Origin of the sequence: Pedobacter cryotolerans (genome assembly GCF_005116475.1) — a bacterium.
In the GTDB taxonomy this organism is placed as follows: Bacteria; Bacteroidota; Bacteroidia; order Sphingobacteriales; family Sphingobacteriaceae; genus Pedobacter; species Pedobacter cryotolerans.
On the sequence record NZ_SWBO01000017.1, the window covers coordinates 1 to 14879 of the forward strand.

The following is a 14879-nucleotide window of genomic DNA, read 5'->3' on the forward strand; positions in this document are numbered from 1 at the left end:
GAAAATGCGTTTATATAGTTTTTTACAGTATTACGGGAAACACCGGTATGGGTGGCAATGGAAAGTTTGCTCCGCCCTTGGCTGTACATTCTGAGTATCTGTCTTATCTTGCTCATGCTAATCGTGGAATTGGCCATTTCGGAGGGATTATATATCCATCAAAAATAGGGTTGCTCCAATAGCATTTGGCCCCGTTCCAAACTGGTCAGTTTAGTCCGAAATCAGGTGGTCAGTTTCCAGCGGAATAGGTGGTCAGTTTAAACCGAAATGGGGTGGTCAGTTTCAGCGAAATCTCCAGTAGAGAGCTAGATTTTTACAAAATAGTAACTGGAGACTTAGATAACGATGGAGACTTAGATGCTGTACTACAGTATTCATTAATACCTACCGATGATGATAAAGGAGGTGACGGTGTTGAGCATCCTAAATTATTAACTGGCTTAATAGTCTACAGAAATGAAGATAGCGATTTTGAGATGATTGAGCATAACAAGGATGGTTATGCCTACTATTATCAACTACATTCCATCGAAAATGGAATTATTAAATTAGATGGAAAACATGGAGCTGGGAGTTTAATTTTTAAAGATAATCAATTAACTGCGGCTCCTCCACTCTAAAAACTAACACAATATTTGGATCGCTCAGCGATCCAAATGATAACAATTAGTTGCTAATAGCCCATTTCATCCAAATACTTTTGATGGTCATCAAAGGCTTTAAGCCAAGCATCTTCATCAATATCATTGTATTCTGTGATTATGTAATTATTATAGAAATCATCAATTTCTACATGAGTTTGTTTTTGCAGCATTTTGAAGGATATTTTTATTATAAATAGTTAAAATACCATATTAATTTATATAAAAAGCAAAAATAATTTGTTCTAGATTACGCTATGAAACATCTCTTTAATGTACATTTTTAAAAGCCTCTTTTAACCGTTCATTTGATACTTTTCACTTCGAACTTGGATGATTATTCACAATACTCAAATGAAACTCTTTTCTTTAGGTCGCATTTGCTGTAAAAGAGCCAAAAGGAGTATAACTCCATCAGCGCATTAGTCAATTATTTGCCACTCACCTCTGTCAAAAGCAATCTTTAGTTAGAACAACCATCTTTTTCTTTAAATCCACCATGTCAATACCATTTGGATAAGCTTGCTTAATTTTATTAACAACGCATTTTGATATTTGATTGACTAACACACTATCCTTACTTTCTTGAGAGAATTTTTTTACAAACTCCAAATAAAGTCTATTCTCAAATTTGGGTGTCCATCCTGATAATGTTTGTGTTTCAAATATAAAGTCCTCACATTCCCTAAATGCTTTATTAATCAAACTTTGGTCTGGAGTGCTACCTGATGATGTTGAAAGGTTTACTTTCCCTTGTACACATTCTGCCCATTGCAGTCTTTGTTGTTCAGAAAATGGAAGTCCCATCTCTTCTGTCTTTTTTATAAGGATGTCCAGCTCATTCTTGGATGAATCCACGGGGTCTATTGCTATTCTTGGAGCTGAAATATATCCAAGCAAATTTCCACCAATAACTACTGCGATAAAAATTAAAAAATACTTGTAAGAAAGGATTTTGGATAAACGTTCGCTTTTTAAAAAATAATTTATTACATACCCAATGAGGTACAAAAATGAAATTCCTAAAAATATCGAGACTATTTTTTCTCCAATAGGTTGTACATAAAGTAATGTCATAATGAGAGGGTTAGAAGATAAAATTAATTAAAAATTAGTTAATTACGCTAATTTATGATTTTAATCCAAAGAAATCATAAACTCACTAAGTAATCAACAATAACAGAGCAGTAAGTGCAGCTGATAAGATTTTTTGTTTATGCCTATCAAAGTAATCTCTTAAACTTTTCATTTTTTTTACTTCTTGAATAACTGTTAGGATATGTGAGTATATAAAAACATCTTTTGTCTTCACTAAAGCTACTGGAAAAGAGCAAACATCAACATAGCTTTGAACATAAAACGCTTCAATTTGCTTCTGCCTAATTAAGTTGGTACTACATGGAAATAGTTGTTTTAACATATATTTCAGATATTTAACTTTGTGTCTATCATCATAAAATGCATCCACCCATACAGTCCCATTCCTTCCGTTAAAATTCCACAACTCATATAAATATGTTTTGATTTTTTCGTTTGAATTGTATTTTTTCAAGAATTGCTCTGTAAAGTTTAGCGCCAAATGGACATGGATATTTTTATCTGCACCAAACTCCAAACAATTTATCACATTGTAAATTATATTAAGTTTTTGTAATAGTTCCCTAAAATATCTGACTTTAAATTCTGCATCCTCAATCATTGTAAAATTATTGAACCTCAAGGTACATTCGTGTGTAAAGTTTAAGCCCTTAATACAATCAAATTGTTGTTGTCTATAAACTAAATTGCTAAAGACGCTCTCATGGCTGGAATTTGGAATGCTTTTTCTTAACTTAACTTTTGCTTTTGACCTGCGCTTATTAGCTCTAATTGCTGCTTCCCTTTCGTCAACTGTATTATACCTTTTTTTTCTTTCAATCTTTAGCCTTGTTTCTGTAATCATTATGTTTTATTATCCTTAATTGTCTACTATCCAAATGGCATAGCGATGCTTAAGGGACTTGATACCCTCTCTCTCCCATCCTAAAAGATTTCCGATTACATACAAAAATACTGCAATATCGATTTTTTCCCAAGTTTTAAAGACTGTTTAAAAAACATAAAAAAATCCTGCTCATAATAGGGCAAGATTTTTATATTTTAAAAAATAGAAGAATTAATGACGACAAAAACCCGTTATTAAAGCTTAATACAAGCTCCTTTTAGAATTCTAACTTGACCCGTGCCGGATCAAGTGAGTTAAAATACTTTGATTAATCAATTTGCAAGATAAATGGTGCCGTCACATCTTTCTTTTGATTATATATCTGTGTCGTCTCCATTTTACTGTGGTTAGCCCTCTGACGAATTAAATCTGGAGCAATTGTCGCATCATTAAATTGATTGGTTATCGAGGTTTTTTTGAAATCATAAATCAATACTTCTTTGAATTGAGGGAATTCTCTTTTAAAAACATCAAACACACGCCTTACATCTTTTGGAGTATAAGGAATTCCCTTTTTCAATCTGTCTCTACCTCCAATAAGATAATCTTGCGGTTCAATATCAATACCGCTATCGGAAGTATTTTTTAAAACAATCTCTATTAGCTCTTTAACCTTTGGTGAAATGATTATTGAACGATAGCTTTTATTTTTTGCACTATATATATCTTTAATTAGGTTGTTTGTCAAATCCAATTGGCTTACTTTAATAGAGCATAATTGGATAGGTCGGATTGTTTGCTCGTAGATAAGTAGAGCTGATAAGTATATGCGAGTATATTTGAATTTATTTGCTTCAAGTGTTTGAAAAAAGGATTTAAGAACATCATCTTTTATTTCCTTAAATTTCTTTTCTTGTTTGCTCGCATCAAGTTTTTTTAATTTTAAAGAATGGTTGAAAATTGCAATTTCTTTAAAAATTAAAAAGTTATAGAATTGACTAACATAGGTCATGTATTGGTTAACAGTACTTTTCTTTAATTTCTTAGTACCTAGGAGATAATTTCTAAATGCTTCCCATATATCGCTAGTTAAATCTCTTAACATTAAGTGCTTATTATTGTCAAGCCTGAAGAAATCTTTCAACTTGGCTGTCCTGTCTTTATAATTAGAGATATTATTTAATTCTCCCTTAGCATACTGCGATTCTTGGTATTGAAAGAAAATGTCGACCGCAGCGTTCATAAGGGTATTTAAATTTATATCGTCTGAGGCCTTTAAATCGAGGCTAGAAATGATTTTACCAATATCATAGCTATATAGCCTTTGTAATTCTGTTATTTTTTCTTGCTCTGTTACATTTGGTCGGGTAAGCGTAGGGAGATATTGTTGGTATAAGCTTTTAACCTCTGTGTAGTATTTTACTTGCTTACCATTATAGTATTCAAGATAGTGTAATGGGTATAAACTTTTATTCCATTTCGATGGGACTACCAACAAAAAATTAATACCAGAATAAATTCCTAAATCAATCCTTTGATAATTGCTACGTTTAGATTTTTTTCCCATTTTTTGTCCTTTTTAGTTGTAATTATAGTTGTAAAAATACAGGAATTAGCCTTCATTTGCAATAGAAGCAACAAAAATACAAGGTGGTCTTTTCTTGGTTAGAAAAGGAGATTAGTCTGGATGGATAATCTCCTTTCTTTTTTTTAGCTAATTCAACCTCAAACAAGTTTTTTATTAAAATTATATCGCAGACCCAAAAAGTTGCACTATGGAGCTTGAAATGAAAGATTTTATTTCTAAATTGTTATCAATTTATTCTTTCTTAGGTGTCAAATTGTATATTTAGATTTTTATAAAATCATGATGGAAATGTTTTTAATCTTGCTCCCAATTCTTTATGTAACACTTATTGTTGCTTTCTTTTATGCCATATATAATATCAGCAAACATAGCACAGCTCAAACTCAATTATTAAAAGAAATACTTGAAGAACTAAAGGCGAAGAACTCCAATAATTTGGAAAATTAGATTAGCATAGTAGGATAATTTCATTTTTTCTGTCAATTTGCTTTTTTGAATGCAGAGCCATGAACAATATTTTGAACTGTAGGTTTATTAATTAATCTTGACACTCCAAGCTTATATAAACCTTTTCTTTACGCTCAAATTAAAATTCTCATTAGGCTTATTTCTATATTTACTGCCTAAATGGTGTTTAACAAAATTAAATCGGCTTTAATAAAGTGCTGTTGTTGGCTTATGCTCCTTCAGCTCATCAACCTCTCTGTAGATCCAGCCACACATCAAAATTACTTAAATGGCACATTTACTTACCAGGAAGACTTGGGCTTAAATAAAATAGAAAGTTTATCGGAGTTGATATTAGAAAACGTTTTCAAAAAAGATGTACCAGAAACTCAAAGTGCTACAAACCACGCCTTAGCCAAAAATTTCATCGTTTTTCATCAAAATCCTCCATTAACCACAACAATTGTATTCATTGCGCAACCGATAGTACATAACCACACTTACCAAGTTAATTACCCGAAGCCCTATCAGGTTTTAGAATCTCCACCACCACAACTAACTGTTTAATATTTTTATCATTAAGCCACAACTGTGGGATAAAAGTCTTTGGCCATTTTGCTAAAGACTAGTTATTTATTTTAAAAAAACTTAAACATGTTTACCTCATTAATATTAGGTGCCATAGGCACACAAGAAATTATTCTTATCGTTTTAGTGGTTTTATTGCTTTTTGGCGGCAAAAAAATCCCCGAATTAATGAAAGGTTTAGGCAAAGGAATTAAAGAGTTTAACAACGGCAAAGATGGCGTTGATGAAGAACAACCATTAAAGCCGAAGGAGTAGTAAAAAAAGATAGCTTGATTTGATCAGGCTATCTTTTTTTGTGAGATGTTTGGTTTGTTGAGGTAGGAGAACTACAAGCATCACTTATTGCCATTATGCAAGTTTGTACAATTATTCAAAAATCAGCTAAACCGAGATCTTAATTTTATTCCTAATTTTAAGGAATGAAAAGGAAGCAATTTATTGCTGGGGCTTTATTGGCTGCGGCTTCGGAACAGCTATGGCAAAGCAAATTAAATCAGAAAGCACCAGACTTAAAATAGGTAACATTATCCACAACGTTTATTTTTGGCTCAAGGATGGCATTTCTAAAACAGAAGAAGAAATTTTCGCGTTACTTCGAGCTACTTGCAAAGATACCACTTGTACAAACCCTAAACTATGGCAAAGCAGCACCCACGCCTAAAAGAGAAGTGGTAGACCACTCCTAGTCATACCACTTGATCATCACATTCAAAAACCTACAAGATATAACCACTTACGCCAACCAACACCTCTTGATGATTTGAAGTATTTATTTTATCTTGTTCTGAAGCAATAAAAAACCTTATTTAAATAGCCATTTCGTTTCAAATTGCTATCCTTTGCCATTTTACTACAGCAATAATATCATTTCCAGTCATTTGTTTGATTACATTTTTATCACTATTTTGCATACATGCAATATGCTTATACCACCAAAATGATTGAAATTCTAACAATATTTTACGTTGGTAAAGATATTGAAGTCATCCACTATCCAAACTTTTGAACGATCAGGATAATTTCGTTTTAAAAACAGTTTTTAATTTTATCTAATAATTTGTGATGTTTAAGTACTTGATATTTATTACCCTATTATTGAAAACCTTTTCATCCAGGGCCAACACAATTGAGATAAGATGCCATATCCCAAATGCAACAAACGTAACAATGATTTGGGGTCTGAACTATTGGAAACTAGCGGAAAGTAAACCTGCCGGCACCATTATACAAGATAGAGTAATGAGCTCACCCATGGTAAGAGATGGTGATGATTATATCTTAAAACTCAATGTACCAGATAGCTGTTCAATTGAATATCTCTTTCAATTTACAAAAAAAACGGAGCTATTTAAAGCGAATGTTTATTACACAGACCAAAATCAACTGGCCAATGAGCGTTTTTATCAAAGCATTATTAAGGGTAATACGGTCATTAAGATATCACCCGAGGTTAATAAATTAAAACCCACCAAACAGATTTCTTTATTAAAGTATGCTGTCTTTTGCTTTTTAATATTCTCAGCACTTGCACTGCTTTATTTTATAGTCCAAAAATTTATTATTAAAAGAACTTTTATTCCTTTAAATCCGAAAGCCGCATTTTTTTCAATTCCCATTGCACTTTCAACCATTCTCATAATAATCAGAGTAATAACTGTCGATGAGTTAGGTCAGTTCTTGACTGCCCCATTAAATAGTTTACCGGCATTGTTAAAGGCCTGTTTCCAAGACTTATTATATACCTTTATACTAACAATTCTCTTTGGTTTTCTATTCTTTATAAAAAAGAACAACCGACTTCTAATTCTTTGGATCTTTGCTGGCTTTGCTGTTATATCAATTGCCATTGCATTGGCAAACATTAAAATAACTGCATTACTGGGAAGGCCCTTTAACTACAGATGGCTGTATTATTCCGATTTTTTAATGAGTTCTGATTCTTCAAGGGCAATTAGCAATAATATTGATAAAAATTCATTATTGGCATATTTAATGATGATCTTGACTGCTATCCCCTTGGTTTGGCTTATTTATCAGTTGTTGTATAAACGTCCGGTCATTACAGTTGCATTTTTAATGCTGACTTTCACTGCAGTTTGCCTTGCCAAAACCAATTTAGCAATTGACGATGGAAAAAAGGAAAATCCAGTCATCTATTTTGTTTCCTCATTATTCCAGGAGAATGGTCTATCGGATAGCTATAATAATAACATTAACCTCGACCAATTTACCAAAAAGAACGTAAATGTTTTAGAACCTCAATATGCGTCTGCATTTAAAAAATCCGACATAAAGAATGTTATTGTTTTTGTATTAGAATCAACAGCGGCTGAATACATTACTCCCTATAACTCGAGATATAAATCAACACCATTTCTTGATTCCATTAAACAATCGGCGGTACTTTTCGATGCCGCTTACGCACACGCCCCAGCAACGAATAAATCATTGGTATCCCTTCTTTGTAGCAGTTATCCCTACCTGTCCTATAAGTCCATTACAGCGGAAATGCCAGACATTAAATGGCCATCAATCTCTTCGGAGCTCAAAAAATCTGGTTATAGAACTTCTTTTTTCAACTCAGGCGACAATCGTTTTCAGGGTGCTGATAATTTTTTAAAGCATAGAGATATAGATGAGATTCGGGATTTTAGACAGAACAACTGTGATGCACCAATTTTTTCTGACCCCCAACACCCAAACGAAAACTTGGAAGGAATCAGTGATGCCTGCCTGCCTACGGCGTTTTTTGATTGGATAAAAAAAGATCAATCTACCCCATTCTTTTCAATGATGTGGACCTATCAAACACATTACCCGTATTATTCAACAGGCAAGAGGATAAGTTTTAATACGAATAACGAGCTGAAGGAGAGATACTTGAATGCCTTACATGATGCAGATAGGACACTTCGACAATTGGTTGAGGGATTAAAAACGAGAAACCTGATGAATTCAACACTTATTGTGCTGTTAGGAGATCACGGGGAAGCCTTTGGGCAACACGGGCAAACTTCTCATGCAGGGGGTATATTTGAAGAAAACCTTCATATCCCTTTAATTTTTATTAACCCACAGCTTTTTAATGGCGAACACATACCCAAAATTGCAGGTATTAGCGACGTGGCGCCTACAATTTTTTCCATCTTAAAGAAACCTATCCCAAATGAATGGCAGGGAGAAAACCTATTTAGCAAGATTAGAAAGGAAAAAGTTTATTTCTTTACTCCATATTCTGATTTGCTGTTTGGCTGCAGAGAAGGAAATTATAAATTTATTTACAATGCAACAACTAACACATCCTATTTATATAATTTAAAAAATGATCCACTCGAATCTGTAAACCTTGCCAGTAGAGAACCAGAATATGCTAAAAAACTGAATAATGAACTAAATTCCTGGATGCAATATCAGATTCAACATGTAAATTCTTTCATTAAGTAGAATTTTAACACGATTTTAAATAAGATTCCCCTATAAAAGGGGTAAGCTGTAGATCCAGCCACACATCAAAATTACTTAAATGCTGCATTTATTTATCAGGAAGACTTGAGCTTAAATAAATAGAAAGTTTACCTGAGTTGATATTAGAAAACGTTTTCAAAAAAGATGTACCGTTGCATTAAAAATTTCATGTCAGTCTGAGCCTGTCGAAGACCTTTCTAAAAGTTACCAGCTAAAAACCAGTTGTCCTTAACCAAACTCAAGGACGACAATTATTAAAAACCACAAATTAGTATAAGCCTGTCAAGAGCCCCTCAAATAGTTAAAAAAGAAAAACCATTTTCCTTCACCAAGTTTAGGATCATATCATCGATTTTTCCACTTAACTTAATGAAATTTACTCAAATCAATTGTAAAAATTCCGCAAAATCAATTAAATTATTATCTTAATTTTATTCCTAATTTTAAGGAATGAAAAGGAAACAATTTATTGCTGGGGCTATATTAACTGCAGCTTCAGGAACAGTTATGGCAAAGCAAATTAAATCAGAAAGCACCGGACTTAAAAAAGGTAACATTATCCACAACGTTTATTTTTGGCTCAAGGATGGCATTTCTAAAACAGAAGAAGAAGATTTTTTGCGTTACTTCGAGCTACTTGCAAAGATACCGCTTGTACAAACCATAAACTATGGCAAAGCAGCACCCACGCCTAAAAGAGAAGTGGTAGATCACTCCTATTCATACCACCTGATCATCACATTCAAAAACCTGCAAGATATAACCGCTTATGGCAACCACCCAGATCACGCTGCTGGCGCCGAGCAATTCAAAAAATATTGGCAAAGAGTTGAAGTAAAGGATACCATTATCATTTAATAACTATCACTAAAATAACGATGAGAGCTTAGCTATATGCCTTTTAGTCCTTCGTGCAAACGAATCTGATCCCTAATAGAATATATCAATGGCAAATCCAATTCACAGCCTTGACTTTCGCAATGAGCATGATCATTTTCATCTAACTGCACCGAACCAATAACACCCTCATCATCTCTAATTTCATAGCGGGCATGGCCTAGCGGTTTAATGTAAAAATATCTACCATTTTCGCCTTCAGCAACTTCTATCCTAAACTGTTGGGCGCTTTCTTGTGTATCACCTTCTTTAAATTTAAAATCATTTTGATTTTCCATAGCATGTTTATTTTATCTATTAACAATGCTGTGATATTAATTGTTGTAGAATTAAGTTGTTTGGCAAGCCTAAACATCCAACCGAAAAACAACCATCACCAAGTTATTCAAGAAAATTCTAGCAAACTTTTAGGTGTCAAGTTTCTTTTCCATTTCAATTAGGCTAATGCTTGCTACTTTTGGCTCGCCAAACCTACCCTCAATTTCCTCGAATGTAACAGAACTTCCAGTAGCTACATAACCATGGCGACTGTACCAAGCAATCAGTTCTACTCGTTTACTGATCACCGAAATCACAATTTTAGTGCAATCATTTTCCAAGGCATCTTGCTCAGCCGCCATTAAAAGCAACTTGCCTATGCCTTTGCCCTGAGAAAGTGGTGAAACTGAAAAGAGACCAAGGTGCAACTCATGCGCTTTTACTTCCAAGCAAACCGTACCCAGTATTGTGCCATTTTCATCGCTAAGCTTAAGGATGCTTACCCTAGGCTTAGCCAGCAGCGATGCCAAAGCCTCTTCATCAATCCTTATCCCACCTAAAATTTCAGCCTCGGTGGTCCAGCCCTTTTTCGATTCTTCACCTCGGTAAGCAGAATTTACCAATTTATTCAGTTCTTTAACATCTTCAAGTGTAGCTTTGGTTATTTTCATTTTTTTAATTGAGCGGCAAAAATAAGCAATGGGTTTCGGCTACCATACCCCAATTGCTGTAAAAAAAATGTGATGATATAAAGAATATTTTTTGTTGAAATGAGCATTACTTGAACAATCGTCTCGCTCACTTAGTCATAAGCTAAAAACTTTTCGAAACCGCTTTAAAAAGAATAAACCCTCCCGATCCCCCCGCTGGCGCAAGCGTGTCGCTTGTGCCTAAACCAAAAAAGAAGCTGTTTACGCAAACGGGTTACAACCACTATACCTACCATTCCTCTCTTTTGGATAGGGAGTTGAATGAACCGCGTTGTACCACCAACCTTCATAGGGTGAGGCCCTTAAACAAATGGGTTAAAACCACTACCCCCACCATCCCTCTCTTTTGGAGAGGGAGCCGAATGAACCGCGTTAAGCTACGTACATTGATAGGGTGAGGCCCTTAAACAAATAGGTTAAAACCACTACCCCAACCATCCCTCTCTTTAAGGAGAGGGAGCCGAAGTAACCGCCTTCTACCACCAACTTTCATAGGGTGAGGGTTAATCTCTAATCCTCTAACCCATCTATCTAAACTACTATCTGTTACACGCCCAAGCCTAACTCCAAACATTTTTTGCGCTGAGGTTCATGTTGACGCTAAACGCCAATCGCCACACCTAATTCCCTAAACTTTCGCTTCATCATACAACCCTTCTTAACTTAGGCTCCCTCTCATGTCCCTTGCTTTGCTATTGCATGATACTTGCTTGGTATCTCGGTATATATTGGGTAAAACTGCGTTTTAAGGGAACTATACCGAGACACTATGGGTAAACAAGGGCTCTTCAGGGGATTTGGTAGAGGAACGCCAAGGGCAAGCTAGTGTCTATTAAGTATAACTATACTCACTATGTTAGCACAAAAGATATAGGAGTAAGTAAGCCGTATACCTCGGCTTACCATGCACCAACTTTACTCGTATCTTAGTAGCACCTTATACCAGTTTTCTCGGACAAAAGCCGAACAATACCCGAACAAGGTTCGAGCAAGAATAAGGCAGAGAACAGGTTGTCTTATACTTGATTGTTCATGATTTACGCCCTCCAAATGCCAACTCGGAGCTCCTCGAAAACGCTTTAAAACGAAAAAACCCCAACTTTCGTTGAGGTTTTCTTGGTGGTGCCTGCTGGAATCGAACCAGCGACACAAGGATTTTCAGTCCTTTGCTCTACCGACTGAGCTAAGGCACCATCGTCCCGTTTGGGAATGCAAATGTAGCTTCTTTTTTCAAAAACTAAAATATTTTTTCAATTTAATTTCACTATTTATTCCAAAAACAGAGCTTCTTGCTAAATATCAGTCATTTACACACAAATAAAATTTTCAAATTATTCATATCGATTCTAAATTTTTAAAATTATGCATGCATAGTAATATATATTCATCTAAATTATTTTAACTTAGCCTAACCATTAACAAAGCGTATGGCAGCACAAATTATCTTTATTCTACTTTTAATTGCAGGCATTGGCTTATTTAGCTTCAATGCTCGCAAAGTAATTCGCAATATCAAATTAGGTCGCCCGAAAGACCGTAGCGATCAGCCAGCAAAAAGATGGGGTACCATGCTTAAAGTTGCCTTCGGTCAAACAAAAATGGCGGCTCGTCCTATTCCATTTCTCTTGCACTTGGTGGTTTACTTAGGCTTTGTCATCATCAATCTCGAAGTATTAGAGATCATGATTGATGGTATCTTCGGCACCCACCGCGTATTTAGCGGCTTGGGTGGATTGTACAATTTTTTAATTGGCTCATTCGAATTACTGGCAATAGGGGTTTTATTAGCCTGTGTGGTTTTTTTAATTCGCCGTAATGTGATGAAATTAAAACGCTTTTCTGGGGTAGAAATGAAAACTTGGCCAAAATCTGATGCCAATTACATCCTGATTGTAGAAATTCTATTAATGTCGGCCTTTATGATCATGAATGGGGCTGATTATAAATTACAAGCTTTGGGCGAAGCACATTATGTAACTGCTGGTGCTTATCCAATTAGCATGTGGTTACAAGGTTTGTTACCTGCAGATGCAGCCACCCTAATTGTAATTGAAAGAGCATGTTGGTGGTTCCACATTGTGGGCATCTTCGCCTTTTTAAACTACCTACCTTACTCTAAACACTTTCACATTTTATTTGCCTTTCCAAACACCTACTTCTCTAATTTAGAGCCAAAAGGCGAATTCACCAATATGGCAAGCGTTACCAATGAAGTTAAAGCCATGCTTGATCCTTCTTTTGTACCTGCAGAAACAGCCCCAGGCAAATTTGGCGCCAAAGATGTAAACGATTTATCGTGGGTAAACCTAATGAATGCCTACACCTGCACCGAGTGTGGCAGATGTACTTCCGTTTGTCCGGCAAACATTACTGGTAAACTATTATCGCCCCGTAAAATAATGATGGATACCCGCGACCGTTTGGAAGAAGTGGGTAAAAACATCGATAAACATGGAGCCGATCATCAAGATGGAAAAGCTTTATTAGACGATTACATTACTCGCGAAGAGATTTGGGCTTGCACCAGCTGTAATGCCTGTACCGAAGCTTGTCCGATCAACATCGATCCATTAGAAATTATTGTTGAGCTAAGAAGATATGCCGTAATGGAAGAATCGGTAGCGCCAGGAAGTATCAACGCCATGTTAGGTAACGTAGAAAACAATGGCGCACCTTGGAAATACTCGCCAGCAGATCGATTGAATTGGGCTAACCAAGATTAACAGTTTTCAATTTTCAGTTAACAGCAACTAAAAAATAACAAATCGCAATACGCTATACGCATTACGCAATACGATTAGATATGGAATTCAAAGTACCAACAATGGCCGAACTGATGGCCATGGGCGAAGAGCCTGAAATATTATTCTGGGTAGGTTGTGCAGGCAGTTACGACGAGCGTGCACAAAAGATTACGAGAGACATCTGCAAGATTTTACACCATGTAGGCATCAAATATGCTGTTTTAGGCACCGAAGAAAGTTGTACTGGAGATCCGGCAAAAAGAGCAGGAAACGAGTTTCTGTTTCAAATGCAAGCCATGACAAACATTGAGGTGTTAAACGGTTACAACATCAAAAAAATTGTAACTGGCTGTCCGCATTGTTTCAACACAATTAAAAACGAATATCCAGGCTTAGGTGGTACTTATGAAGTAATCCACCACACCCAACTGATTCAAGATTTAATTAACGAAGGCAAACTAAAAGCCGAAGGTGGCGAAAGCTTCAAAGGCAAAAAAATCACCTTCCACGATCCTTGTTATTTAGGCAGAGCAAATGGCGTATACGAAGCACCACGCAAAGCTTTAGAAGTTTTAGATGCCGATTTGGTAGAGATGAAACGTTGCAAAAGCAACGGACTCTGCTGTGGCGCTGGTGGTGCACAAATGTTTAAAGAACCAGAAAAAGGAACAAAAGACGTAAATATCGAAAGAATTGAAGAAGCTTTAGCAACCCAACCACAAGTGATCGCAGCGGGCTGTCCGTTCTGTATGACCATGCTAAGTGATGGTGTTAAATTAAAAGATAAAGAGCAAGAAGTAAAAGTTTTAGATATCGCAGAGATTACCGCAAGAGCGAACGGTTTGTAGGGATAAACCGTCATTCCCGCAAAAGCGGGAATCGTAATGCCAAATAAAGTTGCTTAGCATTACGATTGCCAATCGAGTTGGCAATGACGAAACCGCCCAACACCGTCATTTCGAAATGAGCACTTCGCGATTGAGAAATCTCCAACCCTCTTTAGCACTAAACTAACATTGAGCAAAATAAGCAGACAGCAACAAACAACTATCAGATATCTCTTCGCTACGCTCCGTTCGATATGACTATGAGTTTAAATTAACGCAAAATGGAAAGAGGTGGTTGTATCTACATCATGACGAATAAGAACAAAACCACACTCTACATTGGAGTAACTTCTGATTTACTTTCAAGAATTCTTAAGCACAAAACTCATAAATATCCAACCTCATTCACATCAAAATATAATTTAGAGTATTGTGTCTATTTTGAAGCATTTCTAACAATTGAAGACGCTATTGGTAGAGAAAAGCAAATCAAAAGATACAGAAGAGAAAAGAAAAATGCCTTGATTGAGAGTACAAATCCAAATTGGGAAGATTTATTTGACAGCATTAAAAGTTGGTAAAGGACGTAATCGCCCAACATCGTCATTCCGAACTACCTAACACCGACATTTTGAAATGAGCTCTTCGCGATTGAGAACCCCGAAGGACTCAGCGAAGCTAAATCTCCAACCTCTTGAGCGGTGAACAAACCTTGAGCAAGATGAAGACAGCAACATTTAGCAGAAAGATATCTTCCCGAAATTTCGGGACAAGCTCTCGCTGCGCTGCG

Annotated in this window: 16 protein-coding genes and 1 tRNA gene; 9 read left to right on the forward strand and 8 right to left on the reverse strand. The window is 35.7% G+C overall.

Annotated elements, in window-relative coordinates:
• Positions 1-137 (reverse strand): helix-turn-helix domain-containing protein (locus FA045_RS19165; RefSeq protein WP_169305084.1); only part of this gene is annotated, 137 nt, incomplete at its 3' end.
• 135 nt (positions 138-272) lie between these two features.
• Here FA045_RS19165 and FA045_RS17865 point away from each other — a divergent pair.
• On the forward strand, positions 273-620 hold the full coding sequence (locus FA045_RS17865) for a hypothetical protein (RefSeq protein WP_136878450.1): 348 nt from the start codon (positions 273-275) through the stop codon (positions 618-620).
• A gap of 53 nt (positions 621-673) precedes the next feature.
• Here FA045_RS17865 and FA045_RS18925 read toward each other — a convergent pair whose 3' ends face one another.
• The 4 genes from FA045_RS18925 to FA045_RS17880 form a co-directional block, all read right to left on the reverse strand.
• Positions 674-814 (reverse strand): hypothetical protein, encoded by a 141-nt coding sequence (locus FA045_RS18925; RefSeq protein ID WP_169305097.1) that lies wholly within the window; start codon positions 812-814, stop codon positions 674-676.
• A 277-nt stretch (positions 815-1091) separates the two neighbouring features.
• Positions 1092-1718 (reverse strand): hypothetical protein, encoded by a 627-nt coding sequence (locus tag FA045_RS17870; protein ID WP_136878451.1) that lies wholly within the window; start codon positions 1716-1718, stop codon positions 1092-1094.
• 85 nt (positions 1719-1803) lie between these two features.
• Positions 1804-2583, reverse strand: a complete 780-nt coding sequence (locus FA045_RS17875) for a hypothetical protein (protein WP_136878452.1) — start codon at positions 2581-2583, stop codon at positions 1804-1806.
• Positions 2584-2893: 310 nt separating this feature from the next.
• Positions 2894-4132: a tyrosine-type recombinase/integrase gene (locus tag FA045_RS17880; RefSeq protein WP_136878453.1), complete on the reverse strand. Its 1239-nt coding sequence runs from the start codon at positions 4130-4132 to the stop codon at positions 2894-2896.
• Between the two features lie 699 nt (positions 4133-4831).
• On the opposite strand from FA045_RS17880, the gene FA045_RS17885 reads away from it, so the two are divergent.
• The 5 genes from FA045_RS17885 to FA045_RS17900 all read left to right on the forward strand — a co-directional run bounded on the left by FA045_RS17885 (position 4832) and on the right by FA045_RS17900 (position 9511).
• Positions 4832-5167, forward strand: coding sequence for a hypothetical protein (locus FA045_RS17885; RefSeq protein ID WP_136878454.1), 336 nt, complete (start codon positions 4832-4834; stop codon positions 5165-5167).
• Between the two features lie 87 nt (positions 5168-5254).
• Entirely contained in the window at positions 5255-5443 is a 189-nt protein-coding gene (locus FA045_RS17890; RefSeq protein ID WP_136878455.1) for a Sec-independent protein translocase subunit TatA/TatB, read from the forward strand.
• A 220-nt stretch (positions 5444-5663) separates the two neighbouring features.
• Positions 5664-5849, forward strand: coding sequence for a hypothetical protein (locus FA045_RS18990; protein WP_205943189.1), 186 nt, complete (start codon positions 5664-5666; stop codon positions 5847-5849).
• A 434-nt stretch (positions 5850-6283) separates the two neighbouring features.
• Positions 6284-8632, forward strand: coding sequence for an LTA synthase family protein (locus FA045_RS17895; protein ID WP_169305098.1), 2349 nt, complete (start codon positions 6284-6286; stop codon positions 8630-8632).
• A 471-nt stretch (positions 8633-9103) separates the two neighbouring features.
• Positions 9104-9511, forward strand: a complete 408-nt coding sequence (locus FA045_RS17900; protein WP_136878457.1) for a Dabb family protein — start codon at positions 9104-9106, stop codon at positions 9509-9511.
• 32 nt (positions 9512-9543) lie between these two features.
• Here the strand turns inward: FA045_RS17900 and FA045_RS17905 are convergent, their stop codons facing one another.
• The 3 genes from FA045_RS17905 to FA045_RS17915 all read right to left on the reverse strand — a co-directional run bounded on the left by FA045_RS17905 (position 9544) and on the right by FA045_RS17915 (position 11711).
• Positions 9544-9828 (reverse strand): hypothetical protein, encoded by a 285-nt coding sequence (locus FA045_RS17905; RefSeq protein WP_136878458.1) that lies wholly within the window; start codon positions 9826-9828, stop codon positions 9544-9546.
• Between the two features lie 129 nt (positions 9829-9957).
• Positions 9958-10479 (reverse strand): GNAT family N-acetyltransferase, encoded by a 522-nt coding sequence (locus FA045_RS17910; RefSeq protein WP_136878459.1) that lies wholly within the window; start codon positions 10477-10479, stop codon positions 9958-9960.
• 1156 nt (positions 10480-11635) lie between these two features.
• A tRNA-Phe gene (locus tag FA045_RS17915) sits at positions 11636-11711 on the reverse strand.
• Positions 11712-11945: 234 nt separating this feature from the next.
• Here FA045_RS17915 and FA045_RS17920 point away from each other — a divergent pair.
• From FA045_RS17920 to FA045_RS17930, 3 genes are all read left to right on the forward strand, one after another.
• On the forward strand, positions 11946-13241 hold the full coding sequence (locus FA045_RS17920) for a (Fe-S)-binding protein (RefSeq protein WP_136878460.1): 1296 nt from the start codon (positions 11946-11948) through the stop codon (positions 13239-13241).
• Positions 13242-13321: 80 nt separating this feature from the next.
• Positions 13322-14110, forward strand: coding sequence for a (Fe-S)-binding protein (locus tag FA045_RS17925; protein WP_136878461.1), 789 nt, complete (start codon positions 13322-13324; stop codon positions 14108-14110).
• Positions 14111-14370: 260 nt separating this feature from the next.
• The gene (locus FA045_RS17930; RefSeq protein WP_136878462.1) at positions 14371-14670 is read left to right on the forward strand and encodes a GIY-YIG nuclease family protein; all 300 of its coding nucleotides are present in this window, start codon (positions 14371-14373) and stop codon (positions 14668-14670) included.
• Positions 14671-14879: the final 209 nt, after the last annotated feature.